Origin of the sequence: Dechloromonas hortensis (genome assembly GCF_009469765.1) — a bacterium.
GTDB lineage: Bacteria > Pseudomonadota > Gammaproteobacteria > Burkholderiales > Rhodocyclaceae > Azonexus > Azonexus hortensis.
Genome location: NZ_SSSQ01000011.1, coordinates 14,684 through 40,349, shown reverse-complemented (window position 1 = coordinate 40,349; position 25,666 = coordinate 14,684). Strand labels below are relative to the sequence as shown.

Here is a 25,666-nt window from a genome sequence, read left to right as displayed (position 1 = left end):
GCGAGTTTTGTCGCCGGCAGAGAATTGCAGGACACTGGTGCCAGAAAAATCAAAACCCCCCTTGAGCAGGCGTTTGCTGCTCGTCATTCCCGTTCTCGTTATTGCTTCAAGTCTTGCCTCCCTGCTGGTGCCTTACAGCCATCAAAGCAGCGAAGGCGTCGAACGCAGCATTCCAGCCTCGACGGCGGATGCCGTTGAGCCCATCTTGCCCTTGCCGGACTTGCCCGTTCTCTCGGCCGAGCGGGTCGCCCTGGGCGAGCGGCTATTCAGCGACAAGCGCTTTTCCGCTGACCAGACGCTGGCTTGCGTCTCCTGTCACGATCTGAAGCGCGGTGGTGCCGATGGCCGGCCGTTTTCCATCGGTATCGGCGGTGCCGTCGGCGAGATCAACGCGCCCAGCGTCTTCAACAGCGGCCTGAGCATGGCCCTGTTCTGGGATGGTCGGGCGCTGACGCTGGAAGAGCAGGTGGCGGGGCCGGTGCATAATCCCCTGGAAATGGGCAGCAACTGGCCGCAGGTGCTCGCTCGCCTGGTGCAGGATGAGGAGTTGCAGGCTGCTTTCCGGCGCGCCTATCCGGATGGCCTGACGGTAAACAACGTGAGCAATGCCATTGCCACTTTCGAGCGCTCGCTGCAGACCCCGAATTCGCGCTTCGACCGTTACTTGCAGGGGGACAAGGCGGCCTTGAACCCGGCCGAAGTCGAGGGCTACCGGCGCTTTCGCGAACTGGGCTGCAGCAGTTGCCACCAGGGGGCGCTGGTCGGCGGCAACATGTATCAGAAGTTCGGCGTCCTTGGCGATTACTTTGCCGGTCGTGCGATCACCAAAGCCGATCTCGGGCGTTTCAACGTCACCCTGCGCGACGAGGACAAGCATGTCTTCAAGGTGCCGAGCCTGCGCAATGTCGCGCTGACGGCACCTTATTTTCACGATGGGTCGGTAGCGACCCTGGAGCAGGCGGTGCTGCTGATGGGGCGTTACCAGTTGGGGCGCGAACTGTCGGAACTCGATGCACAGGCGATTGCCGCCTTTCTCAAGAGCCTGACCGGCGAATGGCGGGGAGCGCCGCTGCAATGACGACACAACGGGAAAGAGGCCGGCGCTGGCTGCTGCTTGGTCTGGGCGGCGCGGCCCTGCTCGGATTGCTGACCTGGCTGTTCGTACGGGCCGGCGAGGTGGCGCCGGAAGTGCATTATTCCTACATGCAGTCACTGCGCCGGATCGAACAGGCGGATGTCGAGCTGAACGCGGCGGTGCTGGGCAGTTATTCCGATCTCGTGCATAACTACGATGCGCTGGTCCGCCATCTGCGTGAAATTCGCGAAGAGCGGCCGAGGATACTCAATTTTCCCGGCTGGACGCCGGTTGATCATCTGCCGCTGCTGAACGCCAAACTGAATGATCTGATGGCGGCGCAACTGGCCAAGGAGGCCGAGATCGATCACTTCCAGCGCAGCAATGCGGTGCTGCGCAACTCCCAGCATTATTTCCCGCAGGCCGCTGAACTGTATCTGCAGCAGGCCGGGGCAGTGGTGCCGCCGGAACTCGGCCGTTTCCTGCGGGCCGTGCTGAGTTTTGGCCAGGGGCCGGATCGCGAGTCGGTGGTCGGGCTGATGGCCATGCTCGAACGCCTGGAGAAGCTGCCGACCGAGTCCCTGGCCAAGGAGCCGGCCGGGCTGGCGCATCTGCTGGTGCACGCCCGCACCATCATCGAACGGCGGCAGGAAGTCGATCAGCAGGTTTTTCGCATCATCCATTCGCCGACCACGCAATTGCATGAGGAACTGACCCGGCTCTATACGGCCGGGCATGCCGAATCGCTGAGCATCGCCGCGAATTATCGCCGCCTGCTGTACACCGTCGCCTTGCTTCTGGTGCTCTATGCCATTTATGCCGTGGTGCGCATCGGCAAGAACCGGAGCGACCTGGCCCTGCGCCTCAAGGCTCAGCGCCAGGCCGAGGCCCAACTCCGGCTCTATGCCCGGGTGTTCACCAGCGCCACCGAAGGGATGACGATTACCGACGCGCAATCGCGCATTCTTGCGGTCAACCCCGCTTTTTGCGAAATAACCGGTTACGCCGTCGAGGAGGTGCTTGGCCGAACGCCGGCCATCCTGAATTCGGGGCGCCAGGGGCCGGAGTTCTATCGCCAGATGTGGGCCGAACTGCTTGAGTATGGCCAGTGGCACGGCGAAATCTGGAACCGGCGCAAGGATGGCGGCATCTATCCGGAGTGGCTGTCGCTGGCGGCCGTGCGCGAAGATGGCGAAGCGGTCAGTCACTACATCGGCGTCTTCACCGATATTTCGGAGCGCAAGCAGAACGAGGCGCGCATCCAGCATCTGGCGCATCACGATGCGCTGACCGGCCTGCCGAATCGCCTGCTGCTCGAAGACCGGATCGCCCAGGCCATCGTCAAGGCGCGGCGCAGCAAGTTGCCGGCGGCGGTGGTTTTTGTCGATCTCGACCGATTCAAGAACATCAACGACACGCTCGGCCACGAAATCGGCGACCACCTGCTGATCCAGGCCGCCCAGCGCGGCTTGGCCGTGCTGCGGGAAACGGACACCCTGTCGCGGCTCGGCGGCGACGAATTCGTCGTCGTCCTGCCCGAGCTGGAGCAGGTCCAGGACGCCATGCATGTCACCCGCAAGCTGCTGGCGGCGATGGGCCAGCCCTACCTGCTGGCCGGCCATACGCTGACAGTGACCGGCAGCGCCGGGATCGTGCTTTGCCCGGACGACGGCGTCACCGTTTCCGAGTTGCTGCGCAAGGCGGACGCCGCGATGTACCGGGCCAAGGATGAAGGGCGCAATACGGCCCGTTTCTATGCGCCCGATGTCAATAGCGCCTCGCTCGGTGAACTGCTGCTGGAAAACGACTTGCGCGGCGCGCTGGAGCGCGGCGAGTTGTCGATGCATTACCAGCCCAAGGTCGATGCCGCCACGAGCCGCCTGATCGGGGCCGAGGCGCTGATGCGCTGGCTGCACCCCGAGCATGGCCCGATTTCACCTGCCCGCTTCATCCCGCTGGCCGAGGAAAGCGGCCTGATCGGCGGGCTCGGTCAGTGGGCGATTGACGATGTCTGCCGGCAGCAGCGGGCCTGGCTCGATGCCGGCCTTCCGGTGGTGCCGGTGGCGGTCAATATCTCGGCCCATCAGTTTGCGCAGCAGGATGTACCGAAACTGGTCGCCGAGGCGCTGGCCCGCCATCGGCTGGCACCCGACCTGCTGACGCTGGAACTGACCGAATCGCTGCTGATGCGCAACGCCGGGCGAGCGGTCGAGGTGCTGCATGAATTGCGGGCGATGCAGATCGATGTGGCGATCGACGATTTCGGCACCGGCTATTCGTCCTTGAGCTACCTGAACCAGTTTCCGCTGCAGGCACTAAAGATCGATCGCGCCTTCGTTTGCGAAATCGGCGAAGAAGGGGCGAGCGGCAAGCTGGCCTCAGCGATGATCGCCATGGCCCACCAGCTCGATCTGTCAGTGATTGCCGAGGGGGTGGAAACCGAGACCCAGCGCGACTATCTGCGGGCACACGGCTGCGATCAGTTTCAGGGCTTTTTGTTCGGTCGACCGCAGGCTGCCGAAGCCATGGGCGCGGTGCTGGCGGCGAGCCGCCAGACCTGATTGCTGTGTTGTCAGTGGCAGCCGGCGGTGGCTACCGGGGCCGGCGGCTTGGTCTGGGCGCGGGCGGCGGCCCGGGCATCCATCCAGTTTTTCCAGGCAATCATGCAGCCGAGCAGGATGAAGGCGCCGGGCGGCAACAAGGCGAGCAGGAAGCCGGGGTAGCTTTCCGGCAGTAGCTGGATCGGCTGCAGGTTGGGGAAAACCATGTCGATGCCGCCGAACAGCGTACCGCTACCGAGCAGTTCGCGCATGCCGCCGAGCAGGGCCAGCGTCCACAGCATGCCGACGCCCATGAAGATGCCGTCGAGCGTCGATTGCAGCGGCGGGTTCTTGGCGGCAAAGGCCTCGACGCGGGCGAGCACGATGCAGTTGGTGACGATCAGCGGGATGAAAATGCCGAGGACCAGGTAAAGCTCGTGCAGGTTGGCGTTGAACAGCAGATCGACGACGGTGACCAGCGCGGCGACGATCAGGATGAAGACCGGGATGCGGATCTCGTGCGGGATCAGGTTGCGCAGGGCGGCCACGGCAACGTTGGAGAGGGCCATGACCAGGATGGTGGCGAGCGACAGCATGATGCCGTTGACCGCATTGGTGGTCACCGCCAGCAGCGGGCAGAGGCCAAGGATCTGGGCGATCGAGGTGTTCTGCTTCCAGATGCCGTTGCCGGCGATGGTCTTGAATTCGTCACGGGTAATCATTGGGAGCCTCCCTTGCCGGCCGCTTCGGCGAATAGCTGGTTGCGATTGGCTTCGGCCCAGTGCACGGCCTTGAAGACAGCCTTGGTGACGGCGCGCGGGGTGACGGTGGCGCCGGCGTAGTAGTCGAGGTGGCCGCCGTCCTTCTTGACTTTCCAGTCCTTGTCGCTGACCGTGGCCAGGGACATGTCGACAAACTGGGTGATCCACGGCCGGGCCTTGTTCTTGTCCTTCTTGACCTCGATGTAATCGCCGAGGCCCGGTGTTTCCTTGTGCTGCGTGACGCGGACGCCGGCCAACCGGCCGTCGGCGCGAATGGCGACGATCAGCCGGATCTTGCCGGCATAGCCATCCGGGGCGATCGACTCGAAGATCAACGCCGCCGGCTGGCCGCCGCGGCGGGCGCGATACAGCGTGGACGGCTCATTCAGGCCGAGTTCCGGCGTCGCCGGCAGGGTCAGCATGTCTTCGAGCAGGGCGTTGTCGTACTCGCTGCGCGGTAGCACTTCGTCGACCAGTTTCATCTTCTCTTCGGTCGCCGAGGCCTCGATGGCCGGCTTGGTCCACAGGTAGGCGGCGGACAGCAGGCCGGTGAAAATGATCACGAAAACAAAGAGGATGGCCGCCGTGCGGGCCGCCATGCCGGGGGCGGAGAGTTCCTTGGCAGTCGTCGTCATGCCTTGTCCTTCATGCCGAAGATCGGCGGCTGGGTCAGCAGGTCAATGACCGGGGCGCACAGGTTCATCAGCAATACCGCGAAGGCGACGCCATCCGGGTAGCCGCCAAAGACGCGGATGATGTAGGCGAGCAGGCCGGCGCCGGCGCCGAAGATCAGCTTGCCGCGTGGCGTCGTGCAACCAGAAACCGGATCGGTAGCGATGAAGAAGGCGCCGAGCATGCTGCCGCCGGAGAGCAGATGGAAGAGCGGATTGGCGAACTGGGCCGGGTTGTACAGCCAGAGTCCGCCGGCAACGACGACCAGGGCGCCGATGAAGGCGGTCGGCACATGCCAGGTAATCAGCTTGCGTTGCCACATCCAGAGGCCACCGAGCAGATAGCCGGCGGCCACCCATTCCCAGCCGCGGCCGGCGAAGTTGCCATAAATATCCTGATTGGCCAGCAATTGCGTGACGCTGACACTGCCGTCGGCCAGCTTGAGCGCGGTTTTCATCGCGTCGAGCGGGGTGGCGCCGGCCAGCGCATCGACGCGCGGCGCCAAGCCGAGGATGACGTTGATCTGGTCGGCCAGCGACAGTTGCAGTCCGACGCTCGGCCACTGCGACATCAGGGCCGGAAAGGCGACGATGCAGACGGCAAAGGCGACCATCGCCGGATTGAACGGGTTCTGGCCGAGTCCGCCGTACAACTGCTTGGCGATGACGATGGCGAACACCGTGCCGGTGACGACCAGCCACCACGGGGCGAGCGGCGGAAAGGTGAGGGCGATCAGCCAGGCGGTGACGACGGCCGAGCCATCGGCCAGGAACATGCCGAGCGGCTTGCCTTGGACGCGCAACATGGCGGCTTCGGCGAGCAGCGCGGCGAGCGAGGCGATGACCAGTTGGACCAGGATGGCCGGGCCAACCAGCCAGGCATAGGCGGCGATGCCGGGAACCAGGGCCAGGCAGACCTGGGTCATGACCCGGCTGACGCTGGCGTCCTTCAGTAGAAATGGGGCGGGGGCAAACATCAGTCGGTTTTCTCGCTGGCCGGGGCGGCCGGTTCCGCCTGGGCGGGGTCGGTCAGGTGAGCGGCTTGGCGGCGGGCCTCGATCTCGGCCTGTTCGCGTTGCTGGACGGCGCTCAGTTGCTCGGTGTTTTTCGGTTGCACGGCTTCGCGCTGGGCCTTGGCCCGGGCCATAGCGGCGGCGATGGCGGCCTTTTTTGCCTCTTTTTCGGCGTCGACCGCAGGAGTGGCTGTTGCTTCGACGGTCGCCGCACTGGCCTGGACTTGCGTTGCTGCGGCAGCGCTGTCGGGCGCCGTCGGGCTGGCTTCGGCGGCTGCCGCAGCAGCAGCTTCCGCGGCTTTCTTGGCGGCTTGCGCAGCGGCGGCCTTGGCCAGCTTCTCGGCCTTTTCGGCCTTCTCGCGCTCATCGCGCAATTGCTTGAATTCGAAGCGGGCCTTGGCGCCCTCGGCGGCATTTTTGTCGCGTTCACGGGCCCAGATTTCGCTCTTCGCGAAACGGAAATACTGAACCAGCGGAATGCGCGACGGGCAGACGAAGGAACAGCAGCCGCATTCGATGCAGTCGAAGATGTGATATTCCTGCGTCTTGCCGAAATTCTTGGCGCGCGAGAACCAGTACATCTCGAACGGCTGCAGTTCGTGCGGGCAGGCCTGGGCGCAGGCGCCGCAGCGGATGCACGGCATTTCCGGTGCCTTGGGCGGGAACAGGCGCTCGGAGTGGGCGATCAGGCAGTTGGTCGCCTTGACCACCGGCACCTTGGCGTCGGGGACCAGGAAGCCCATCATCGGGCCGCCCATCACGATACCGTCGGTATCCGGCTGCGGCTGGGCCAATTGCAGCAGTTCGCCCATCGGCGTGCCGATCAGCACTTCGTAATTGCGCGGTTCGCCGACGTTACCGGTCACCGTCACCAGGCGCGAGACGACCGGTTCGCCGTGGGCGATGGCGCGCCAGGCGGTGTAGGCAGTGGCGACGTTGAAACACTGGACGCCGAGATCGGTCGAGCGTTTCGAGGCCGGCACTTCCTTGCCGGTCAGGACGCGGATCAACTGCTTGGCGCCGCCGGCCGGGTAAAGCGTCGGCACCTGGACGACCAAAAACGGCTCGCCCAGCGCGTCGACCGCAGCCCGCATGGCGGCGGCGGCTTCCGGCTTGTTGTCCTCGATGCCGATCAGCACCTTCTTCGGCTGCAGCAGGTCGCGGAAGACGCCAATGCCGCGCACGACTTCCTCGGCCCGTTCGCGCATCAGCAGGTCGTCGCAGGTGATGAAGGGTTCGCACTCGGCGCCATTGATGACCAGTTCGTCCATCGGCACCGTCTTCGAGGCGGTCAGCTTGCCGTGGGTCGGGAAAACGGCACCGCCCAGGCCGACGACGCCGGCCTGTTGCAGGCCTTCGCGCACCTGCTCGGGAGTCAGCGCTTGGTAATCGACGGGTTGGCGCGCAATCCATTCATCCTTGCCATCCGGCTCGATGACGACGCACATGGCGTCGAGGCCGGAGGGGTGCGGCTGCACATGCATCGCCACTTCGAGCACGGTCCCCGAGGTCGGCGCATGGACAGCGGCCGAAATCCAGCCATCGGCTTCGCCGATCAGCTGGCCTTTCAGCACCTTGTCGCCGGCCTGGACGACCGGCCGCGGCGTACCGCCGATGCTCTGGTGCAGCGGCACGACTAGCTTCGAGGGCAGCGGCGCCTGGGCGATCGACAAACCGAGGGATTGCGTCTTGTTGGTCGGCGGCTTGACGCCACCCTTGAATTTGAACAGATTCATCAGCATCAGGCAGCCTTTTGCAGCGGTGCCGCCTTGATTTCGACGACCGGATACTTCCATTTCCAGTTGTCGATGTTTTCGGTAATTGCTTCCATGCGGATACATTCAACCGGGCAGGGCGGCAGGCACAACTCGCAGCCGGTGCACAGCGGAGTGATGATGGTGTGCATCTGCTTGGCGGCGCCGACGATGGCGTCGACCGGGCAGGCCTGGATGCACAGCGTGCAGCCGATGCAGGTGTTTTCGTCGATGATGGCGATCTGCTTCGGCTTTTCCTCGGCATCGAGCGGCTTGACCTCGCGGCCGAGCAGATCGGCCAGCTTGGCGACGCCTTCCATGCCGCCCGGCGGGCAGAGGTTGATGTCGACATCGCCCTTGGCGATGGCTTCGGCATAGGGCTTGCAGCCGGGGAAGCCGCACTGGCCGCACTGGGTCTGCGGCAGGATGGCCTCGATCTTTTCGACCAGCGGATCGCCCTCGACCTTGAACTTGATCGAGGCGAAGCCAAGGGCGGCACCGAGGACGACGGCGCCGAGGGCCATGATGGCGATAGCGAGCAGGATATCCATTACTGATACTTGTCCAGGCCGGCAAAGCCCATGAAGGCCAGCGCCATCAGGCCGGCGGTAATCATGGCGATGGCCACTCCGCGGAAATAAACCGGCACGTCGGCGCCTTCGATGCGCTCGCGAATGCCGGCAAAGAGGATCAGCACCAGCGAGAAACCGACCGCGCTACCGGCACCGAACAACAGCGACTCGACGAAGTTGTAACCGTTGGCGATGTTGAGCAGCGGCACGCCGAGCACGGCGCAGTTGGTGGTGATCAGCGGCAGGTAGATGCCCAGCGTCTGCTGCAGCGTCGGCGAGGTCTTGGCGATGACCATTTCGGTCAGCTGGACGATGGCGGCGATGGTGACGATGAAGGACAGCGTGCGCAGATACTCCAGGCCGAACGGCATCAGCAGGTAATGATCGATGATGTAGCTGGCGCCGGTCGCCATGGTCAGCACGAAGGTCGTCGCGGCTCCCATGCCGTAGGCGGTTTCCAGTTTCTTGGAAACGCCCATGAACGGGCAAAGACCGAGAATCTTCACCAGCACGACGTTGTTGACCAGCACCGCGCCGACGAGGATGAATAAGTAGTGGCTCATATTTTGGGGAGGCTCGAAGGCCGTATTATCGGGCTTCGCGGGTGTGCAAACAACCGCGCGCCGGTTATGGGCTTATACGGATTTCTTCAACATGTTAGCCAGTGTTTCCGCCACTTCGCTGACGAGATCGGGGCCGCGGTAGATGAAGCCGCTGTAGAACTGCACCAGGCTTGCCCCGGCGCGGATCTTTTCGGCCGCATCTTCGCCGCCCATGATGCCGCCGACGCCGATGATCGGCAGTTCGCCGGCCAGCGCCGTAGACAGTTTCTTGAGCACCGCGGTCGATTTCTCGAAGACCGGCTTGCCGGACAAGCCGCCGGTTTCGTTGCCGTTCGGCAGCTTGTCGACGCCGTCGCGCGACAGCGTGGTGTTGGTGGCGATCACGCCATCCATCCGGTGACGACGCAGCGCATCGGCAATCGCCAGGATCTGTGCGTCGTCGAGGTCGGGGGCGATCTTCAGCGCCATCGGCACGTACTTGCCGTAGTTGTCGGCCAGTTGTTCCTGCTTCGCCTTCAGTTGCGCCAGCAGGTCGTCGAGTGCGTCGTCCTTCTGCAACTCGCGCAGGTTCTTGGTGTTCGGCGAGGAGATGTTGACCGCGACATAGCTGGCGTCGTTGTAAACCTTCTCCAGGCAGATCAGGTAGTCGTCGGCCGCCTTGTCGATCGGGGTCGTCGCGTTCTTGCCGATATTGATGCCGAGAATGCCGCCATTTTTCGGAAACTGCGCGGCGCGCACGTTTTCCAGCAGCTTGTCGACGCCGGCATTGTTGAAACCCATCCGGTTGATGATGCCCTGCGCTTCCGGAATGCGGAACAGGCGGGGTTTCGGGTTGCCATCCTGCGGCCGGGGCGTGATGGTGCCGATTTCAAGAAAGCCGAAACCGAGCCGGGCCAGGCCGTCGATGTAGTCGCCGTTCTTGTCCAGGCCGGCGGCGAGGCCGACCGGGTTGGGGAACTTCAGACCCATGACCTCGACCGGGCAGGGCGCGACCGGCTTGGCCAGCAGCCCGGCAAAACCGGTTGCATTGAGGAAGGAGACACCGCTCATGCCAATACCGTGGGCGGTTTCGGCGTCGAGCGCGAAGAAGAATTTGCGGATGAGTGGATATAGCATAGCCCGCGATTTTACCGCATTGGCGCCCGTAAATACGTCATTTGCCGCTCGATTTGCGCTTACTCGAAAGACATGGCGCGATGCCCTTGGTACCATACAAGGGTCTTTCTTCCGAACCCGCGTTCCATGACATCTCCGCTCGATCTTCTCAAGGCAATCCGTTCCGGTCGGCTGCAGGATGTGCGCGCCGTCTTCGAGTCCGGGGTGACGCTGGAGACCGAGTCCGGGCAGGGCGAGCCGGGCCTGCCGATGGGCATTGCCTGCTTTCTCGGGCATGTCGATATCGTTCGCGAATTGGTCGGCCGGGGCGCCAAGGTCAATCTGCCGGACAACGCGCAGCCGACCTCGCCGCTCAGCATGGCCGTGCGCGGCGGGCGGACCGAAGTGGTCAGGGCTTTGCTCGAACTGGGGGCAACCTTGCCCGAAGGCATGCAGACCGGCCTCAGCGAGCGCGAGGTGACGGTGGCGCAGTGGATCGCGTTCCGTGACGGTCACGTCAACGAATCCGGACAGACCGCCGAGCAGGTGCCGGTCGTCGAAGAAATCCAGGTCGGTCGGCTGAGCAATGTCGATACCCAGGTGCTCGAAGCCGAGATGCTGCGCGCCGCGATGAACAAGGGCTGATTTCAGGCTGCTTCGGTTGAGCGTCTGCAGGCAGTGGCTGCTTCTGTCTCAATTGTCGCTGTAATGACAATCTCCGCCGTGGCGCGGGGTTAGAGTCCGCCGGCGCATCAGCCACAGGACGGGGCGCGACAGGCGAAGCGCCGGCACTGGCCGGCCGCTCGCTGGACAAGAATCCTGCCAGCCGAGGAGACCGGAAATGAATGATTTGCGACGCGCCCTGTTCGGGGCGCTTGTTTTTTGCGTCAGCCTTGGCCTGGCGCTGCCCGCCAAGGCGCTGTCGGGGGCGCCGATCCTGCTCGGCCAATCGGCGCCGCTGAGCGGACCGCTGGCCGAACTGGGCAGCGAATATCGCGACGGTGCGCTGGCCTATTTCAACTGGGTAAACAGCAAGGGCGGCGTGCATGGCCGCAAGATCGAGTTGCAGACGCTGGACGACGGCTATGTCGTCGAAAAATCGGTCGACAATGCCAAGAAACTGCTGGCCGACGACAACATGCTGGCGCTCTTCGGCATGTTCGGCAGCGCCAATTATGCGGCGCTGATGCCGCTGATCAACGAGCGGGCGGTGCCGTCGCTGGCGCCCTATACCGGTTCCGACGAACTGCGGGCGCAGGCTTCGCCGACCACCTTCTGGCTGCGCGCCAGCTATGGCGATGAAACCGAGAAGATCATCGCCCAACTGACCACGCTCGGCATCGACCGCATCGCCGTCTTCTACCAGAATGATGCCTTCGGCAAGGCCGGCCTGGCCGGGGTTGAAGGGGCCTTGAAAAAGCGCGGCCTGAAACTGCACGGTGCCGGCAGTTACGACAAGACGACAAATGATGTCGGCGCGGCGGTGCAGGCGATTGCCAAGGCCAACCCGCAGGCGGTGGTCATGGTCAGTACCTACAAGCCGACCGCCGCCTTCGTCAAACAGATGCGTCAAACCGGCCTTATGCCGCAATTCTTCGCCCTCTCGGTCGTCGGCTACAAGGCCTTGCAGAGCGAATTGGGCAACGAGGTGGTTGGCATTGCCATTTCCCAAGTCGTACCTTACCCGTGGAGCGGGACGACGGCTGTGGTGCGTGAGTTTGCCGCGCTGCCCAAGGAAATGCAGCCGAAATCGGGCATTACCTATACGACGCTGGAAGGCTATCTCGCGGCGCGGGTCATGGTCGAGGCGCTGAATCGCGCCGGGCCGCAAGCCGGCCGCGAAAAATTGCAGGCGGCGCTGGAAAGCATGCGGGCTTATGACATGGGCGGCTTTGCCGTCAGCTACAGTGGCAAGGAGCGCCTCGGCTCGCGGTTTGTCGAGGTCACGATCGTCGGTAATAGCGGTCGACTGATGCGTTGAGCGGCGGGATGGCCCATTCGTAACAATTACTAACATCTCGCCGAAGGCGAGGGGAGGTAAACTGCCGGCCATGTCGATTTCGCCACGCCGTCTTCTCCCCTTACTTTGTTGTCTGGCCATGCCCGCTTGGGCAGCCGGGCTGAATGATCCGTTCGATGTCGAGGCGATGGCACCGCTCAAGCCGTCGCCGCGCCTGGCGGCCCGGGTTGGCGAGGCGCCATGCTCGACCGATCTGCCGGCGACGCCGCTGGCGGCGATCGACGCGGTCGACCTTGCCCTCTGCAACAATCCGCAAACGCGCGAAGTCTGGGCAGCGGCGCGCGTCCAGGCGGCGCAGGTCGGGGTCGCGCAGGCGGCCTGGCTGCCGAGTCTGGATGCCCGGGCAAGCGCCAGCCAGTTCGCCAACGAGCAACGCAACTACAACCAGAGCACGGCCGCATTGACGCTGTCCTGGCTGGTCTTCGATTCGGGCCAGCGCTCGGCCAATATCGAAAATGCCCGGCAATTGCTCGATGCCGCGGCGGCGACGCAAAACGCGACGGTGCAGACGCTTTTCCTGGCGGCATTGCAAAGCTATTACACGGCGCAGGCGGCACGTGCCGCCGTCATTTCGGTGACCGAGGCGGAGCGGGCCGCGCGCGAGAGTTTCCAGGCGGCGGAAGGCCGCTACAGCGTCGGTGCGGCGACGCCGGCCGATCGCCTGCAGGCGCAGACGGCGCTGTCGCAGGCGACGCTGAACCGGATTCGGGCCGAGGGTGAGGCGCGTAATGCCTTGGGCGTGCTGGCCAACGCGCTGGGTTTTTCGGCCCAGCAGAAATTTACCCTGGCCGAGATTCCGAGCATCGCGCCGGGACAGAGTTTTCAGAAGGATGTCGATGCCCTGATCGAGGAAGCGCGCGCCCGGCGGCCGGATCTCAAGGCGGCGGAAGCGCAGTTGAAGGCGGCCGAGGCTTCGGTCGATCTCGCCCGCGCCCAGGGCCGGCCGACCGTTTCGCTCGGTACCGGGCCGACCTGGCAGGATGTCGGCGGCGTCGTGACGCAGGGCGGCAATGTCGGCCTGACCCTGAATGTGCCCATTTTTTCCGGTTTCGACACGACCTATCGCGTGCGTTCGGCGGCGGCCCAGGCCGAGGTCAAGGCAGCGCAGCGCGACCGCTTGCAGAACCAGGTGGCGCTCGATGTCTGGAAGGCCTATCAAAGCCTGACCACGGCGACGCAAAGCCTGCTCACGACGGCCGACCTGGTGGCCAGCGCTGAGCAGTCGGAGCGGGTCGCGCTCGGTCGCTACAAGGCCGGCGTCGGCACCGTGCTCGATTTGCTGGCGGCGCAGAGCGCGCTGGCCAGTGCCCGTCTGCAACGCATCCAGGCGGCGCTCGACTGGCATGTTTTCCGCGCCACGCTGGCCCAGGCCGTCGGCGCGCTCGATTACACACTGCTGCAAGGGGCAGCAGAAGGAAGACCATGAAACGGATAGGCAAGATTCTCATTGGCGTTACGGTAGCGGCCGGCCTGGTTGGCGGCGGCATCTGGTACGCCAAGCAGCGCGCGGCGCAGAACCCGGAAACGCGCTACAAGCTGGCCACCGTCGAAAAAGGCGAGGTGACGCAGACCGTTTCGGCCAACGGCACGCTGAATCCGGTGGTGCTGGTCAGTGTCGGTACCCAGGTCTCCGGCACCGTCAGGAAGCTGTATGTCGATTTCAACGACAAGGTGAAGGCCGGCCAGCCCTTGCTTGAACTCGACGATGCGCTGGTTTCGGCCACCGAGCGGCAGAGCGCGGCCAGCGTGGTCAACGCCCAGGCGACGCTGGAACTGGCGCAGGCCAACGAAGCGCGGATGAAATCGCTGTTCGCCCAGGAGTACGTGTCGAAGCAGGAGTACGACCAGGCCAGCCAAGCGCTGAAGTCGGCCAAGGCGCAAGTGGCGCTGGCCAAGGCGCAGAACGAGCGCGACCGGGCCAACCTCAATTTCACGGTGATCCGCTCGCCGGTCGACGGCGTCGTCATCGACCGCGTCGTCGATCTCGGCCAGACGGTGGCGGCCAGCTTCCAGACGCCGACGCTGATCAAGATCGCCCAGGATCTTTCCGAAATGCGCATCGACACCAGCTTCGCCGAAGCCGATATCGGCAGCATCCGCGAAGGGCAGAAGGCGCGCTTTACCGTCGATGCCTTCCCGAATCGCAACTTCGTCGGCGAGGTGCAGCAGATCCGGCTGAACCCGACCAACCAGCAGAACGTCGTCACCTACAATGTCCGCATCAACGTCGCCAATCCCGAGCAGGTGCTGCTGCCGGGCATGACCGCCTACGTCAATATCGGCGTCCAGAAGCGCGAGGATGTGCTGCTGGTGCCGAATGCGGCGCTGCGTTTCAAGCCGGCCGAGGCGGCCGAGAAGAAGGCGGAAAATGGCCAAAAACCGGCGTCGACCGCAGGCATGCCGCCGGCCGGCGAGGGCGGCGGCCCGAAAGGCCCCGGCAAGGGCAAGAAGCGCGATGGCCAGAGCGGCACGGTCTATGTCCTGGCCGATGGCGAATTGAAGCCGGTCAGCGTCCAGCTCGGCATTACCGACAACCGCAATACCGAGGTGCTGAGCGGCGATCTGGCGGTCGGCGCGCGCATCGTCACCGGCGAAAACACCAACGGCGTCAAGCCGCTGTCCAGCGTCGGCATGCGGATGTTCTGATGGCCGAACCGGTAATTCGCGTCGTCGGGCTGGGCAAGTCCTACGCCACCGCCGCCGGGCTGTTCCCGGCGCTGAAGGGGGTCGATCTGGAAGTCCGCCCCGGTGAGTACATCGCCATCATGGGGCCGTCGGGTTCCGGCAAGTCCACCTTCATGAACCTGCTCGGCTGCCTCGATACGCCGAGCATCGGCGACTACTACCTGGCCGGCGAAAACGTCGCGCACATGGCCAAGGATGCGCTGGCCATCCTGCGCAACCGGACGCTCGGCTTCGTCTTTCAGGGCTTCAACCTGCTGCCGCGGATGAGCCTGCAGGACAACGTCGCGCTGCCGCTGGTCTATGCTGGCGCCGACAAGGAAAGCCGGCGGGCGGCGGCGCGCGAGCTGCTCGACAAGGTCGGCCTCGGCAAGTATGCCGAATCGTTGCCCAACCGCATTTCCGGTGGCCAGCAGCAACGGGTGGCGATTGCCCGGGCGCTGGTCAACAAGCCGCGCCTGATCCTCGCCGACGAGCCGACCGGCAACCTCGACAGCCACACCAGCGAGGAAATCATGCGCCTGTTCGGCGAGTTGAACGCCGAGGGCATCACCATCGTCCTGGTCACCCACGAGCCGGATATTGCGGCGCACGCCAAGCGGCAGGTCAAGTTTCTCGACGGCCAGATCGTCAGCGACCATCTGACGGGGCAGGCAGCATGATTTTATTGCCGCGAAAAATGGCCGATTCCGACGGTCGACCGCCGGAATGGCACAAAAACGAGTGCCGTGAGGGCCTGCCATGTTGAAGGCCATGCTCAGCGAAGCCTGGCTGGCGATGGGCGCCAACCGCCTGCGCACGGCGCTGACCATGCTTGGCATGGTGATCGGCGTCGGTGCCGTCGTCATCATGATGGCGATCGGTCAGGGCGCGCAGTACGCCGTGCAGCAGACGATCAGCACCATGGGCTCGAACCTGTTCATCGTCCTTTCCGGTTCCTTCACCACGGCCGGTGTGCGCAGCGGCTCGGCCGGCGCGCCGACCCTGAACGTCGCCGATGGTGCTGCCATCGCCGAACTGGATGGCGTGTCCAATGTGGCGCCGACCCATCAGGGCACGCGGCAACTGGTCTATGGCTCGCAGAACTGGAGTTCGCAGGTCATCGGCACGACCCCGGAGTATCTCGATGCGCGGGCCTGGAACATCGTCAATGGTGCCGGCTTCGGCGATTCCGACGTCCGTTCGGCGACCCGCGTCGCGCTGATCGGCAAGACGGTGGCGCAAAACCTGTTCGGCGACGACGACCCGGTCGGCAAGACGATGCGCATCCAGCAGAACCCGTTCATGGTCATCGGTGTGCTGGGTAGCAAGGGCCAGAACCTCGACGGCCGCGACCAGGACGACACCGTGATCATTCCGCTGAGCACCGCCCAGCGCAAGGTCTTCGGCACGCCATTCCTGGGCTCGGTGCGAATGATCATGGTGCAGGCCGACTCGGCCGAGAACATGCCGCGCGTCATGGAGAGCGTGACCAGTCTGCTCCGCCAGCGCCACCGCCTGCGCGAGGGCATGCCGGACGATTTCTTCATGCGCAACCTGTCGGCCGCCGCCGAATCCGAAGCCGAGACGACGCGCACGATGTCCATCCTGCTTGGCGCCATCGCCTCCATTTCGCTGTTGGTTGGCGGCATCGGCATCATGAACATCATGCTCGTCTCGGTCACCGAACGGACCCGCGAAATCGGCATCCGGATGGCGATCGGTGCCCGGCAGAAAGACATCCTGACCCAGTTCCTGCTCGAAGCGGTGATGATTTCCTTCGCCGGCTGCCTGCTCGGACTGCTGCTCGGCCTGGCCATTGCCCTCGGCATCAACGCCTTCACCGGCATGGTCGTCGTCATCTCCGGCAGCGCCGCGCTGGTCGCCTTCGCCGTGGCGGCGACGGTCGGCATCTTCTTCGGCTGGTACCCGGCCCGCAAGGCCGCCCAGCTCGACCCGATCGAGGCGCTGCGCTACCAGTAAAAAAAAGACCAGGCGAGTCGCCTGGTCTTTTTGTTGAAAACAGATGGTGGCTGATTGTTTTTCGACATCTTCATTCAATGTGGCCAGCCTGGCGCGCATATCGTCCGTGGCGCTGCCATTGTCGAATACGGTTACGTCGAATTCGATCAGCCTGAAAGCGCATCAATAACCCGCCTCAGCACATGACCACTCTGTTTCGACCGAGGGCCTTTGCTTGATAAAGCGCAGCGTCTGTTCGTCTGAGCAGACTTTCCGTCGATTCTTCGGACTCATGTTGCGCGACACCGATACTCACCGTAATTTGGGGCAGGTTTGGAATCTGCATTTCTGCGGCAGAGGTTCTGATGCATTCTGCGAGACGAGCCGCGCTTGCGGCATCGGTTTGTGGCAAGAGGATTGTGAACTCCTCGCCACCCCAACGACATACCGAATCGGTTTCCCGAACCCGGTTCTGAAGCGTTTTTGCGAGAGAAGTGAGAACTTGGTCACCTTTTTCGTGACCAAACTGGTCGTTAATGTTTTTGAAGTGGTCAGCATCCAAAATCAGAATGCTATAGCCAACGTCATGGCGACGCTTCTGATGATGGGCGTTTTCCAGCAAATTCAGAAAGTGGCGTCGATTCCACAGGCCAGTCAAAGGGTCGCGTGATGCTGCGTGTTCGAGTTCGTTTTTCAGGCGTATTTGCTCGGTTACGTCATGAACAACGCACAGCATGAGCCGCTTTCCGTTCATTTCAAAAGGGCTGGCGTAGGTCTGTACATTCCTCAGCGTGCCGTCCGCAAGGCGATGAACGAAATTGAGCGGTTTGTGCCCTCCAGGTAATTTGGCGACCTCGCTCATGATTGGCAGTACCTGCCGCCCGAGTACATTGATTTCCCACGTGTGCTTGAGGTGGATGTTCTCTCGGTTATCTCCATAAAACCGACAGGCTGCGAGATTGGCATCGACGATCAGGCCATCTGCCGCAGGGTCTATAAGAAGCATGGGCGCGCTATTCAAATGAAAGAGCTGGTCGTAGAGGACCTGATCTCTGGGCGCGTCAAATTGACTGACGGGGGTCGGCAGGCTGGACAATATCCCTTCGACGAGGATTTGCTCACTTTCCGAGTCCTGTTCAAGTAGCGACAATTTGCAACTCAGGGGAACGGACACTCCATTCCGACATAGCGTCCAGATTTCGATTATTGATTCTCGGGCACGCAGTGCTGGCAGATAGGTGGCAAGTACTTCTTCTGCATGCGCTGAGTGACTGCCATGGCGCAGTTTGTCCAGGTCGGAAGTCGAGGAAAGCCGCTCAGCAGCTTGGTTTGCAAAAATAATTTCCCGCCTGTGGCTCGATACAACCCAGACCGGTGTAGTCAGCAAATTTAGTGCTCGATATTCAGGGAGTACCGAGGCGAAGGTATCAATCATCTGTTCAACTTGTTGTTTTATGTAATTCAGCATGCGACGCCGGTTGGACGCCGGTCATCTGCGAGCAAATTGGGTGCCAAATGCTGGCAGTCGCTACATATAACGGGTTCCAGACAAAAGAATGCCGGGGGTAGCCAGTTTTCATTTTTTGTGGGCTCGGCCGGTGCATGCATTCAAGATCCCCTGAATTATTTTTATCACGCGACGTATTCACCTGTTTCGGGGGTATCGGAGCAAGTCTCCAATTTGTCCTGAGTCGAACGAATTGCATAGACCGTAGCGGTTGGAATTTGTTCCTTTTCAGTCCAGCAGAGAAGTCTTGGTGTTTCCCTGCGGTCGACCATGAAAAAAGCCGGGAAATTCCCCGGCTTTTGGTTGATGGTGAAAATCGGGCTCAGATCACCAGCTGCGTGCCCAGTTCGACCACCCGGTTGGTGGGGATATGGAAGAAGTCGCTGGCGCTGGTTGCGTTCTTCGACATCACAGCGAACAGGCGGCCGCGCAAGGGGCTGAATTTGCGCGCCAGCGACGGCACGATGGTTTCGCGTGACAGATAGAAGGTGGTTTCCATCATGTCGAAACATTCGCCGAAACGCTTGCATTGCTCCAGCGCGCCCGGCACGTCCGGGCTTTCCATGAAGCCGTAGCGGATGATCAGGCGCTGGAAGCCTTGCCGCATCGGGTGCAGGTAGATGCGGTCCATGTCGTTGACGTGCGGCGTCGGCATGGTCTGCACGGTGACCAGCACGACCCGTTCATGCAACACCTGGTTGTGCTTGAGGTTGTGGAGCAGGGCGGGCGGCACGCCTTCCTTGGCGCTGGTCATGAAGATGGCGGTGCCGTTGATACGGTGCACATCGTCGATCGACTGCAGGAAATCGTCCATCGGGATGCTCTGCTTGGCCATCTCGTCGGCGACCAGGCGCCGGCCGCGCCGCCAGGTGGTGAGCACGGTGAAGGACACCAGGGCCATGGCAATCGGGAACCAGCCGCCTTCGGGAATCTTGATCGCATTGGCCGCGAAGAAGGCAATGTCGATGACCAGCATGACCCCGGCAACCAGCGCGACGGTGAGCAGGTTCCAGCGCCAGAGCAGCACCATGACGAAGGCGACCAGGATGGTGTCGATCAGCATGGTGCCGGTGACGGCAATGCCGTAGGCGGCGGCCAGGTTGGAGGAATTCTTGAAGCCGATGACCAGTGCGACGACCGCCAGGTAGAGCGTCCAGTTGGTGAAGGGCACGTAGATCTGGCCTTCTTCCTTGCCCGAGGTGTGGATGATCTGCATGCGTGGCAGCAGGCCCATCTGGATCGACTGGCGGGCTACCGAAAAGGCGCCGGAGATGACCGCCTGCGAGGCGATCACGGTGGCCAGCGTGGCCAGGCCGACCATCGGCACCAGGGCCCAGTCGGGGGCGAGGTGGAAGAAGGGGCTGGCGATGGCTTCCGGTTCGGCGAGCAGCAGCGCGCCCTGGCCGAAGTAGTTGAGAACCAGCGCCGGCATGACGAAACCGAACCAGGCGAGGCGAATCGGGAACCGGCCGAAATGGCCCATGTCGGTGTACAGCGCTTCGCCACCGGTGACGGCGAGTACCACCGAGCCGAGGGCGAGGAAGGCCAGCCCCGGGTGGTTCGCGATGAAGTGGAAGGCATAGCTGGGCAGCAGGGCCATCAGTACGCCCGGGTTGTGCATGATTTCAAGGGCGCCGAGGATGCCGAGGATGCCGAACCAGGCGACCATGACCGGGCCAAAGAAGAGGCCGACGGTGCCGGTGCCGCGTTTCTGGATGAAGAAGAGGCCGGTGATGATGAGCAGCGTGATCGGGATCACGTAAGGCTTCAGGGTCGGGGTGATGATCTCCAGCCCCTCGACGGCAGAAAGCACCGAGATCGCCGGCGTGATCATGCTGTCGCCGTAGAACAGCGCGGCGGCGAAGATGCCGAGCAGGGTGATGATCCACGACATGCGGGGGTTCTTGGCGCGCTCGGTGACCAGTGCCAGCAAGGCCAGCGAGCCGCCTTCGCCGCGGTTGTCGGCACGCATGATGATGGCGACGTACTTGACCGAGACCAGCGCGACGATCGACCAGACGACCATCGACAGGATGCCGAGGATGTTCTCGGGAGTGACCGGGATCGGGTGGTGGCCGTTGAAGATTTCCTTCAAGGCGTACAGCGGGCTGGTGCCGATGTCCCCGAAAACGACACCGATGGCGGCAACGGTGATTGCCGGCAGGTTTTTGTGCGCGTCCGACTGCATGATTTCCCCTGAGTATTCCCTGGTGCACCTGCGGTGCTATATGTGTTTTTTCGCCGAGGCACGAAGCCGGGGGCGATGCGCGCAATTTAGCACTTCGCCCGGCTGCCGGGGGGGCGGAAGCCGGGATGGGGAAGCGAACTCAGGGCTGGGTGTTGCGCCGCAGCAAATGGTTGACGATAAAGCTCAAAACCACCTCGCCGCGCTGGTTGACCGCGTGATACCTGAGGCGGGCGATGCCGCGGTCCGGCTTCGACTTCGAGGGGCGTGCCTCGAGCACCTCGATCTCGCTGTGCAGCGTATCGCCCGGCCGGACCGGGGCCAGCCAGCGCAGTTCGTCGATACCCGGCGAACCCAGGCTGGAGTCAGCGAGCAGGCCGGACTGGATGAACAGCCGGAAGCAGATGGCGAGGCTCTGGAAACCGCTGGCGATCAGCCCGCCGTAGGGCGATTCGGCGGCGGCATTGGCGTCGAGGTGAAAGGGCTGCGGATCGTAGCGCCAGGCGAAGTCGATGATTTCGGCTTCAGTCAGCGTCAGGCCGGGCGAGGTGAAACGCTGGCCGGGGGTGAGATCGTCGAGGTAGCGGCTGTCCATGTTTGCTCCTGGTTCAGGGGGTCATGCATTCCGAAATCAGTGTGTCGCCACCCCGGCCGCAGGGTGTGAAACTGCCGGAAACCGGGTGGGGCGTGCCGTCGTCGTCCATCTGCGCGGCCAGCGTTTCCCAGAAAACGACGCCGGAGTGGTCGAGCTGGAGGCGGAGCAGCCAGCCGCGTTTGGCGTTGTCGTAATCGAAACCGTCGAAGACGAAATTGCCCAGGCTGTAGATGATCGGCTTGCCCTTGTAGACCTCGGCCCCTTGCGTCACGTGCGGGTGGCCGCCGACGACGAGGGCGGCGCCTTCGTCGATCATCCGGCGGGCCAGGGTTTTCTGCCGTTCGCTGGGCTGGGTTTCCTTCTCCCAGCCCCAGTGCATGAAGGGAATGATCAGGTCTGCGCCAGCGGTTTTGGCGGCGCGGATGTCGCTGATCACCTGATCGTCCTCGCTCCAGGCAACGCCCGGCCATTCGGCGCCAGCCTCGAAGCTGCGCGGCTTGAACTCGTTGTAGCCGAGGACGGCAATCTTCAGGCCCTTGCGGTTGATCCATAGCGGCTGATGCGCTTCGGCCAGGTTGCGGCCGCCGCCGAAGCGGGCGATGCCGGCATTGTCGAGGTGGTCCAGGGTTTCCAGGAAGGCGCTCTGGCCGTAGTCGCCGGAATGGTTGTTGGCCAGCGACACGGCATCGAAGCGGCCCTGCAGCACGGGCAGGACGCGCGGCTTGGCGCGGAAGCTGTAGATCTTGTTGTCGAACTGGCTGCCGCCTTCGGCAATCGGGCATTCGAGATTGGCGATCCGGTAATCGGCTTCCTTCAGGATGGCCGAGAAGGGCTGCAGCGGGTCGCCACCCTGGCCGATCAGGCGGCCGGGGCCGTCGTCGAGCATGATATCGCCGGCGAAAATCAGCGTCACCGGCTCGGCCAGGAGCGGGCCGGCCAGCAAAAACAGCAGTCCTGAGGTCAACCGGTGTTTTCGGCTCATTTTCCGGCCGCCATTTTCAGCTCGCACCAGTACTGCAGTTCGCCGTCACGCATCGGTTCATAAACGGCATGCCGGCCGCTGAAGCCGTCGACCGCGCCATTGCTCGCCGGGTAGGCGTAGCTCGCCTGATGGAGCAGGGTCGGCCCACTGTCGCGGTCGGCATAGGCGTAGAGCTTGATGCTGGCCAGCTCGGCCGGCTCGCGGCGGAAAACGATGCGGAACAGAAAGAAGGAGCCGATGGCGGTCGGCGTCACGCCGTAAGGCGAATCGACCGGGCGGGCCTCGATGACCTGGGTCGCGCCGCCATAGGTGACATGGCAGGCGACGCTTTCGGCCCGGGCGCCGGCAGCGAGCAGTAGCGCGCCGACCAGGCCGAGGCCAAGCCTAGCCCGCCTTGCCACCGGCAACCTGTTTCAGCTGGATATCGAGGGGGAGCGGCTGGCCGTTGGCGAGGGCCGGGTAGCTCTTGTCGTTGATGAAGAGCAGCTTGCCCCTGTTTTCGATGCGGGCGGCGACGGTGACGCGGGCCTTCTTGCCGATCAGGTCGCGGTCGATGGTGGTCTGGAAGGCGATCGGCACTTGCTGGCCGGCGAGCTGGATGCGTTGCTCGGCCAGTACGCGGGCCGGGGCGCCGGCCCGGGCGGTGTCCTGAATGCGGATGATCAGCACGGCTTCCGGCGGCAAAGCCATCCGGATACGGTAACTGACCTGGCCGGCAATGTCGATGAAACTGCTGGCCGCGGCCGGTTGGGCCGCGACCGGGCTGGCCGGGGGCGTCGCGCCGCGCAGGCAGCGCCGGGCATTACCCTTGCCGTCTTCGAACAGGGCTTCGTCATCCTTGGTGTGCAGGCGCAGCGTGTCGTTGCGATAGAGGGCACCGGAGGCGGCCGGCACTTGCGGCAGTGTGATCGCTTCGTCGGCGAAATGCAGCGTGGCCTGCGGTCGACCGTCGCTGGCGGCCGAAAATGAAATCTCGACGCGGCTGCCATTGTCGCAGGCGTAAGGCTGGCGTTCGCTGTCGGCAAGGGCGGTCAGCGGCAGCAGGAGGAGCGGAAGGTGGTGCAGTTTCATGCGTTATCCAGGTCGGGGGCCTTGGCTGGCAGAACTTGCCAGCGGCCGTCGATGAGGCCCTCGAGCGGGCGGAAGTTGGCTTTGTAGGCCATTTTTCGGCTCTCGGCAATCCAGTAGCCAAGGTAAAGATAAGGCAAGCCGTTGGCCTGGCACTGGGCCATTTGCCAGAGGATGTTGTAGGCGCCGAAGCTGGCGCCGGGAATGTCGGGATCGTAGAAGGTATAAACCGAGGAGAGGCCGTCGTCGAGAACGTCGATCAGGCTGACCATGCGTACCACGTCGTTTTCGGAAAACTCGATCAGCCGGGTATCGACGCGGCTCTGCAGCAGGAACTGGGCGTACTGCTCGTGACTGTCCTCGTCCATGCCGCCGCCGGCGTGGCGCGTGTTCTGGTAGCGGGCGTAGAGGGCGTAATGCTCTTCGCAGAAAAGCAGCGGCCGTTCGCGGGCGACCAGGTGGCAGTGTTTTTTCAGGGCACGGCGCTGGCTGCGGTTCGGCTGGAAGTCGGCGACCGGCAGGCGGACCGGCGTGCAGGCCTGGCAACCGTCGCAATGCGGCCGGTAGGTGAAGATGCCGCTACGCCGGAAACCGGCGCGGACCAGCGAACTGTAGATTTCGCCGTCGATCAGGTGAGCCGGCGTTGCTACTTGCGAACGGGCCTGACGGTCGGGCAGGTAACTGCACGGGTACGGTGAGGTCGCATAGAACTGGAGCAGCGAGAAGGGCAGGGCGGCGTCGTCGGGCTGGGCCATGGCTTACCAGTCGAAAACGGCAGGGGCGGTCGCCCAGTTCGTGCGCTCGCTGCCGCTGCCGGTCAAGGCCTGCAGACGGTCAAGAAAGGCGGCCCGGGGAATTTCCCGGCCGCCGAGCGAGGCGAGGTGTTCGGTGCGCATCTGGCAGTCGATCATGCCGAACTGGTGAGCCACAAGGTGACGGATAAGGTGAGCGAAGGCGACCTTCGAGGCGTCGCTCCGGCGAGAGAACATCGACTCTCCATAGAACATGCGACCGATGGCCAAGCCATATAGACCGCCGATCAGATCACCTTCGTCGTAGGTTTCGACCGAATGCGCCCAGCCAAGTTCATGCAGTCGGCAGTAGGCGTTCATCATCTCCGGCGAAATCCAGGTGCCATCCTGGCCGGGGCGCGGTGTCGCGGCACAGGCGCCGATGACGCCGGCGAAATTGCTGTCGAAGCGGACTTCGAAACGGCCGCTGCGCAGCGTCTTGCGCAGCGAGCGGGTCAGCCGGAACTCGTCGGGAAAGAGCACCATGCGCGGGTCCGGGCTGTACCACAGCGGATGACCCTCGACCGTGCCCCACGGAAAGATGCCCTGCCGGTAGGCGTCGAGCAGGCGGTCCGGCGCCAGATTGCCGCCGACGGCGAGCAGGCCGCCCATGTCCCGGCGGGCAGCCTCGACCGGCGGAAAAAGGTCGAGCGGACCGAGAAAGGGAATCATGCTGCGGCCAGGGACTTAGCGGGCGCTGTCTTCGGCCAGCCAGGTGATCGGCTTGGCAGCCTGCTGTTCGAGCTTGATTTCGCAGGCCGGGTCGTCACACTCCTCATGCTTCTTGAAGGCGATGACGTGGTCGGCATCGAGCCGGATGCCGATTTTTTCGCCCAGCGCATGATTGTGGTGCGAGGGGACCAGCGACAGCACTTCGGTGCCGCTGGCCAGGCGCAGCGTGTACAGGATGTCGGCGCCGCGAAAGGCCTTGTGCAGCACCTCGGCCTGCACCGGGCTGTTGTCGTCGTGCACGATGTCGTCCGGGCGGAGCAGGATGTCGACGCGGCAACCGTTGTCGCAGTCGGTGCAGGTTTCGCTGCATTCGACCGGGGTGTCGGAGATCAGCGTGCCCAGTTCCATGCGCACGCTGTTATTGTCGCCGACCGTGCCGGCCACCAGCACGCCCTGGCCGATGAAATCGGCGACGAAGCGGTTGGCCGGGCGGTGGTATAGGTTGTAGGGGACGTCCCATTGCTGGATGCGGCCCTCGTACATGATGCCGATCTCGTCGGCCATCGCGAAGGCCTCGTGCTGGTCGTGGGTGACCATGATGGCGGTCGACCCCTCGCGTTTGAGGATTTCGCGGACTTCGACCGAGAGCCGCTCGCGCAGGCCGACATCGAGGTTGGAAAAGGGCTCGTCGAGCAGGATCAGTTCCGGCCGCGGGGCGAGGGCGCGGGCCAGGGCGACGCGCTGCTGCTGGCCGCCGGACAGTTCGTGCGGATATTTATCCCCTTGGCCGGAGAGGCCGACCGTGGCCAGCAACTGGCGGACGCGCAGGTGGACATCTTCGGTTTGCTTGCGGCCCAGGCCGAAGGCGACATTCTGTTCGATGGTCAGGTGCGGAAACAGCGCGTAGTCCTGGAAGACCATGCCGATCCGCCGCTTTTCCGGAGCCACCCGCTGGCCGGCCCGGCTGACCACCTGGCCGTGCAGCAGGATCTCGCCGCCGGCGACATCTTCGAAACCGGCGATGCAGCGCAGCAAGGTCGTCTTGCCGCAGCCGGACGGGCCGAGCAGGCAGGCGATCTGGCCCGCTTCCAGCGAAAAGTTAACGCCATCGACGATGGTGTGCTTGCCGTAGCGCTGTATGACGCCATTTAGTTGAAGTTGTGCCATAGCGGTCGATTA

The 25,666-nt window shown here is 63.6% G+C and carries 24 protein-coding genes; 8 read left to right on the top strand and 16 right to left on the bottom strand.

What is annotated here, in order from left to right; genetic code table 11:
• Nucleotides 1-61: 61 nt before the first annotated feature.
• Complete coding sequence (locus GH663_RS15965) at nucleotides 62-1,078, top strand: cytochrome-c peroxidase (RefSeq protein WP_246181614.1); 1,017 nt, start codon at nucleotides 62-64, stop codon at nucleotides 1,076-1,078.
• On the top strand, nucleotides 1,075-3,636 hold the full coding sequence (locus tag GH663_RS15960) for an EAL domain-containing protein (protein WP_246181613.1): 2,562 nt from the start codon (nucleotides 1,075-1,077) through the stop codon (nucleotides 3,634-3,636). The genes GH663_RS15965 and GH663_RS15960 overlap by 4 nt, the downstream gene beginning before the upstream one ends.
• An 11-nt stretch (nucleotides 3,637-3,647) precedes the next feature.
• Here the strand turns inward: GH663_RS15960 and GH663_RS15955 are convergent, their stop codons facing one another.
• The 7 genes from GH663_RS15955 to GH663_RS15925 all read right to left on the bottom strand — a co-directional run bounded on the left by GH663_RS15955 (nucleotide 3,648) and on the right by GH663_RS15925 (nucleotide 10,065).
• Nucleotides 3,648-4,337: an electron transport complex subunit E gene (locus GH663_RS15955; protein WP_153132687.1), complete on the bottom strand. Its 690-nt coding sequence runs from the start codon at nucleotides 4,335-4,337 to the stop codon at nucleotides 3,648-3,650.
• Nucleotides 4,334-5,011, bottom strand: a complete 678-nt coding sequence (gene rsxG / locus GH663_RS15950) for an electron transport complex subunit RsxG (protein WP_153132686.1) — start codon at nucleotides 5,009-5,011, stop codon at nucleotides 4,334-4,336. The genes GH663_RS15955 and rsxG overlap by 4 nt, the downstream gene beginning before the upstream one ends.
• Nucleotides 5,008-6,024, bottom strand: a complete 1,017-nt coding sequence (locus GH663_RS15945) for an RnfABCDGE type electron transport complex subunit D (RefSeq protein WP_066886924.1) — start codon at nucleotides 6,022-6,024, stop codon at nucleotides 5,008-5,010. Before GH663_RS15945 ends, rsxG begins: the two co-directional genes overlap by 4 nt.
• Nucleotides 6,024-7,802 carry an electron transport complex subunit RsxC gene (gene rsxC / locus GH663_RS15940; protein ID WP_153132685.1) on the bottom strand — a complete coding sequence of 593 codons (1,779 nt, stop codon included), beginning with the start codon at nucleotides 7,800-7,802 and terminating at the stop codon, nucleotides 6,024-6,026. The genes GH663_RS15945 and rsxC overlap by 1 nt, the downstream gene beginning before the upstream one ends.
• Entirely contained in the window at nucleotides 7,802-8,365 is a 564-nt protein-coding gene (gene rsxB / locus GH663_RS15935; RefSeq protein WP_420806649.1) for an electron transport complex subunit RsxB, read from the bottom strand. Before rsxB ends, rsxC begins: the two co-directional genes overlap by 1 nt.
• A complete protein-coding gene (gene rsxA / locus GH663_RS15930; RefSeq protein ID WP_066886919.1) occupies nucleotides 8,365-8,949 on the bottom strand; it encodes an electron transport complex subunit RsxA in 585 nt (194 codons plus the stop codon). Before rsxA ends, rsxB begins: the two co-directional genes overlap by 1 nt.
• A gap of 72 nt (nucleotides 8,950-9,021) precedes the next feature.
• Nucleotides 9,022-10,065, bottom strand: a complete 1,044-nt coding sequence (locus tag GH663_RS15925; protein ID WP_066886916.1) for a quinone-dependent dihydroorotate dehydrogenase — start codon at nucleotides 10,063-10,065, stop codon at nucleotides 9,022-9,024.
• Between the two features lie 126 nt (nucleotides 10,066-10,191).
• Here GH663_RS15925 and GH663_RS15920 point away from each other — a divergent pair, with 126 nt between their 5' ends.
• The 6 genes from GH663_RS15920 (at nucleotide 10,192) to GH663_RS15895 (ending at nucleotide 16,708) form a co-directional block, all read left to right on the top strand.
• Entirely contained in the window at nucleotides 10,192-10,689 is a 498-nt protein-coding gene (locus tag GH663_RS15920; protein ID WP_066886913.1) for an ankyrin repeat domain-containing protein, read from the top strand.
• Between the two features lie 196 nt (nucleotides 10,690-10,885).
• Nucleotides 10,886-12,025 (top strand): ABC transporter substrate-binding protein, encoded by a 1,140-nt coding sequence (locus GH663_RS15915; protein ID WP_153132684.1) that lies wholly within the window; start codon nucleotides 10,886-10,888, stop codon nucleotides 12,023-12,025.
• 118 nt (nucleotides 12,026-12,143) lie between these two features.
• Complete coding sequence (locus GH663_RS15910; protein ID WP_246181612.1) at nucleotides 12,144-13,490, top strand: TolC family protein; 1,347 nt, start codon at nucleotides 12,144-12,146, stop codon at nucleotides 13,488-13,490.
• Nucleotides 13,487-14,710, top strand: coding sequence for an efflux RND transporter periplasmic adaptor subunit (locus GH663_RS15905; protein WP_153132682.1), 1,224 nt, complete (start codon nucleotides 13,487-13,489; stop codon nucleotides 14,708-14,710). The genes GH663_RS15910 and GH663_RS15905 overlap by 4 nt, the downstream gene beginning before the upstream one ends.
• Nucleotides 14,710-15,408 (top strand): ABC transporter ATP-binding protein, encoded by a 699-nt coding sequence (locus tag GH663_RS15900; protein WP_153132681.1) that lies wholly within the window; start codon nucleotides 14,710-14,712, stop codon nucleotides 15,406-15,408. The genes GH663_RS15905 and GH663_RS15900 overlap by 1 nt, the downstream gene beginning before the upstream one ends.
• A gap of 79 nt (nucleotides 15,409-15,487) precedes the next feature.
• A complete protein-coding gene (locus tag GH663_RS15895) occupies nucleotides 15,488-16,708 on the top strand; it encodes an ABC transporter permease (protein ID WP_153132680.1) in 1,221 nt (406 codons plus the stop codon).
• Nucleotides 16,709-16,883: 175 nt separating this feature from the next.
• Here GH663_RS15895 and GH663_RS15890 read toward each other — a convergent pair whose 3' ends face one another.
• The 9 genes from GH663_RS15890 to GH663_RS15850 all read right to left on the bottom strand — a co-directional run bounded on the left by GH663_RS15890 (nucleotide 16,884) and on the right by GH663_RS15850 (nucleotide 25,654).
• A complete protein-coding gene (locus GH663_RS15890; protein ID WP_246181611.1) occupies nucleotides 16,884-18,155 on the bottom strand; it encodes a sensor domain-containing diguanylate cyclase in 1,272 nt (423 codons plus the stop codon).
• A 361-nt stretch (nucleotides 18,156-18,516) separates the two neighbouring features.
• Nucleotides 18,517-20,382: a potassium transporter Kup gene (locus GH663_RS15885; protein WP_153132679.1), complete on the bottom strand. Its 1,866-nt coding sequence runs from the start codon at nucleotides 20,380-20,382 to the stop codon at nucleotides 18,517-18,519.
• 139 nt (nucleotides 20,383-20,521) lie between these two features.
• The gene (locus GH663_RS15880) at nucleotides 20,522-20,974 is read right to left on the bottom strand and encodes a MaoC family dehydratase (protein ID WP_066886862.1); all 453 of its coding nucleotides are present in this window, start codon (nucleotides 20,972-20,974) and stop codon (nucleotides 20,522-20,524) included.
• Nucleotides 20,975-20,987: 13 nt separating this feature from the next.
• The gene (locus GH663_RS15875) at nucleotides 20,988-21,956 is read right to left on the bottom strand and encodes a CapA family protein (RefSeq protein ID WP_153132678.1); all 969 of its coding nucleotides are present in this window, start codon (nucleotides 21,954-21,956) and stop codon (nucleotides 20,988-20,990) included.
• Nucleotides 21,953-22,357 (bottom strand): hypothetical protein, encoded by a 405-nt coding sequence (locus GH663_RS15870; protein WP_153132677.1) that lies wholly within the window; start codon nucleotides 22,355-22,357, stop codon nucleotides 21,953-21,955. Before GH663_RS15870 ends, GH663_RS15875 begins: the two co-directional genes overlap by 4 nt.
• Nucleotides 22,341-23,027 carry a YbaY family lipoprotein gene (locus GH663_RS15865; RefSeq protein WP_153132676.1) on the bottom strand — a complete coding sequence of 229 codons (687 nt, stop codon included), beginning with the start codon at nucleotides 23,025-23,027 and terminating at the stop codon, nucleotides 22,341-22,343. The genes GH663_RS15870 and GH663_RS15865 overlap by 17 nt, the downstream gene beginning before the upstream one ends.
• On the bottom strand, nucleotides 23,024-23,779 hold the full coding sequence (locus GH663_RS15860) for an arginyltransferase (RefSeq protein ID WP_153132675.1): 756 nt from the start codon (nucleotides 23,777-23,779) through the stop codon (nucleotides 23,024-23,026). Before GH663_RS15860 ends, GH663_RS15865 begins: the two co-directional genes overlap by 4 nt.
• Nucleotides 23,780-23,782: 3 nt before the next feature.
• Nucleotides 23,783-24,487 carry a leucyl/phenylalanyl-tRNA--protein transferase gene (gene aat / locus GH663_RS15855; protein WP_153132674.1) on the bottom strand — a complete coding sequence of 235 codons (705 nt, stop codon included), beginning with the start codon at nucleotides 24,485-24,487 and terminating at the stop codon, nucleotides 23,783-23,785.
• A gap of 15 nt (nucleotides 24,488-24,502) precedes the next feature.
• Nucleotides 24,503-25,654, bottom strand: coding sequence for an ABC transporter ATP-binding protein (locus GH663_RS15850; protein WP_153132673.1), 1,152 nt, complete (start codon nucleotides 25,652-25,654; stop codon nucleotides 24,503-24,505).
• Nucleotides 25,655-25,666: the final 12 nt, after the last annotated feature.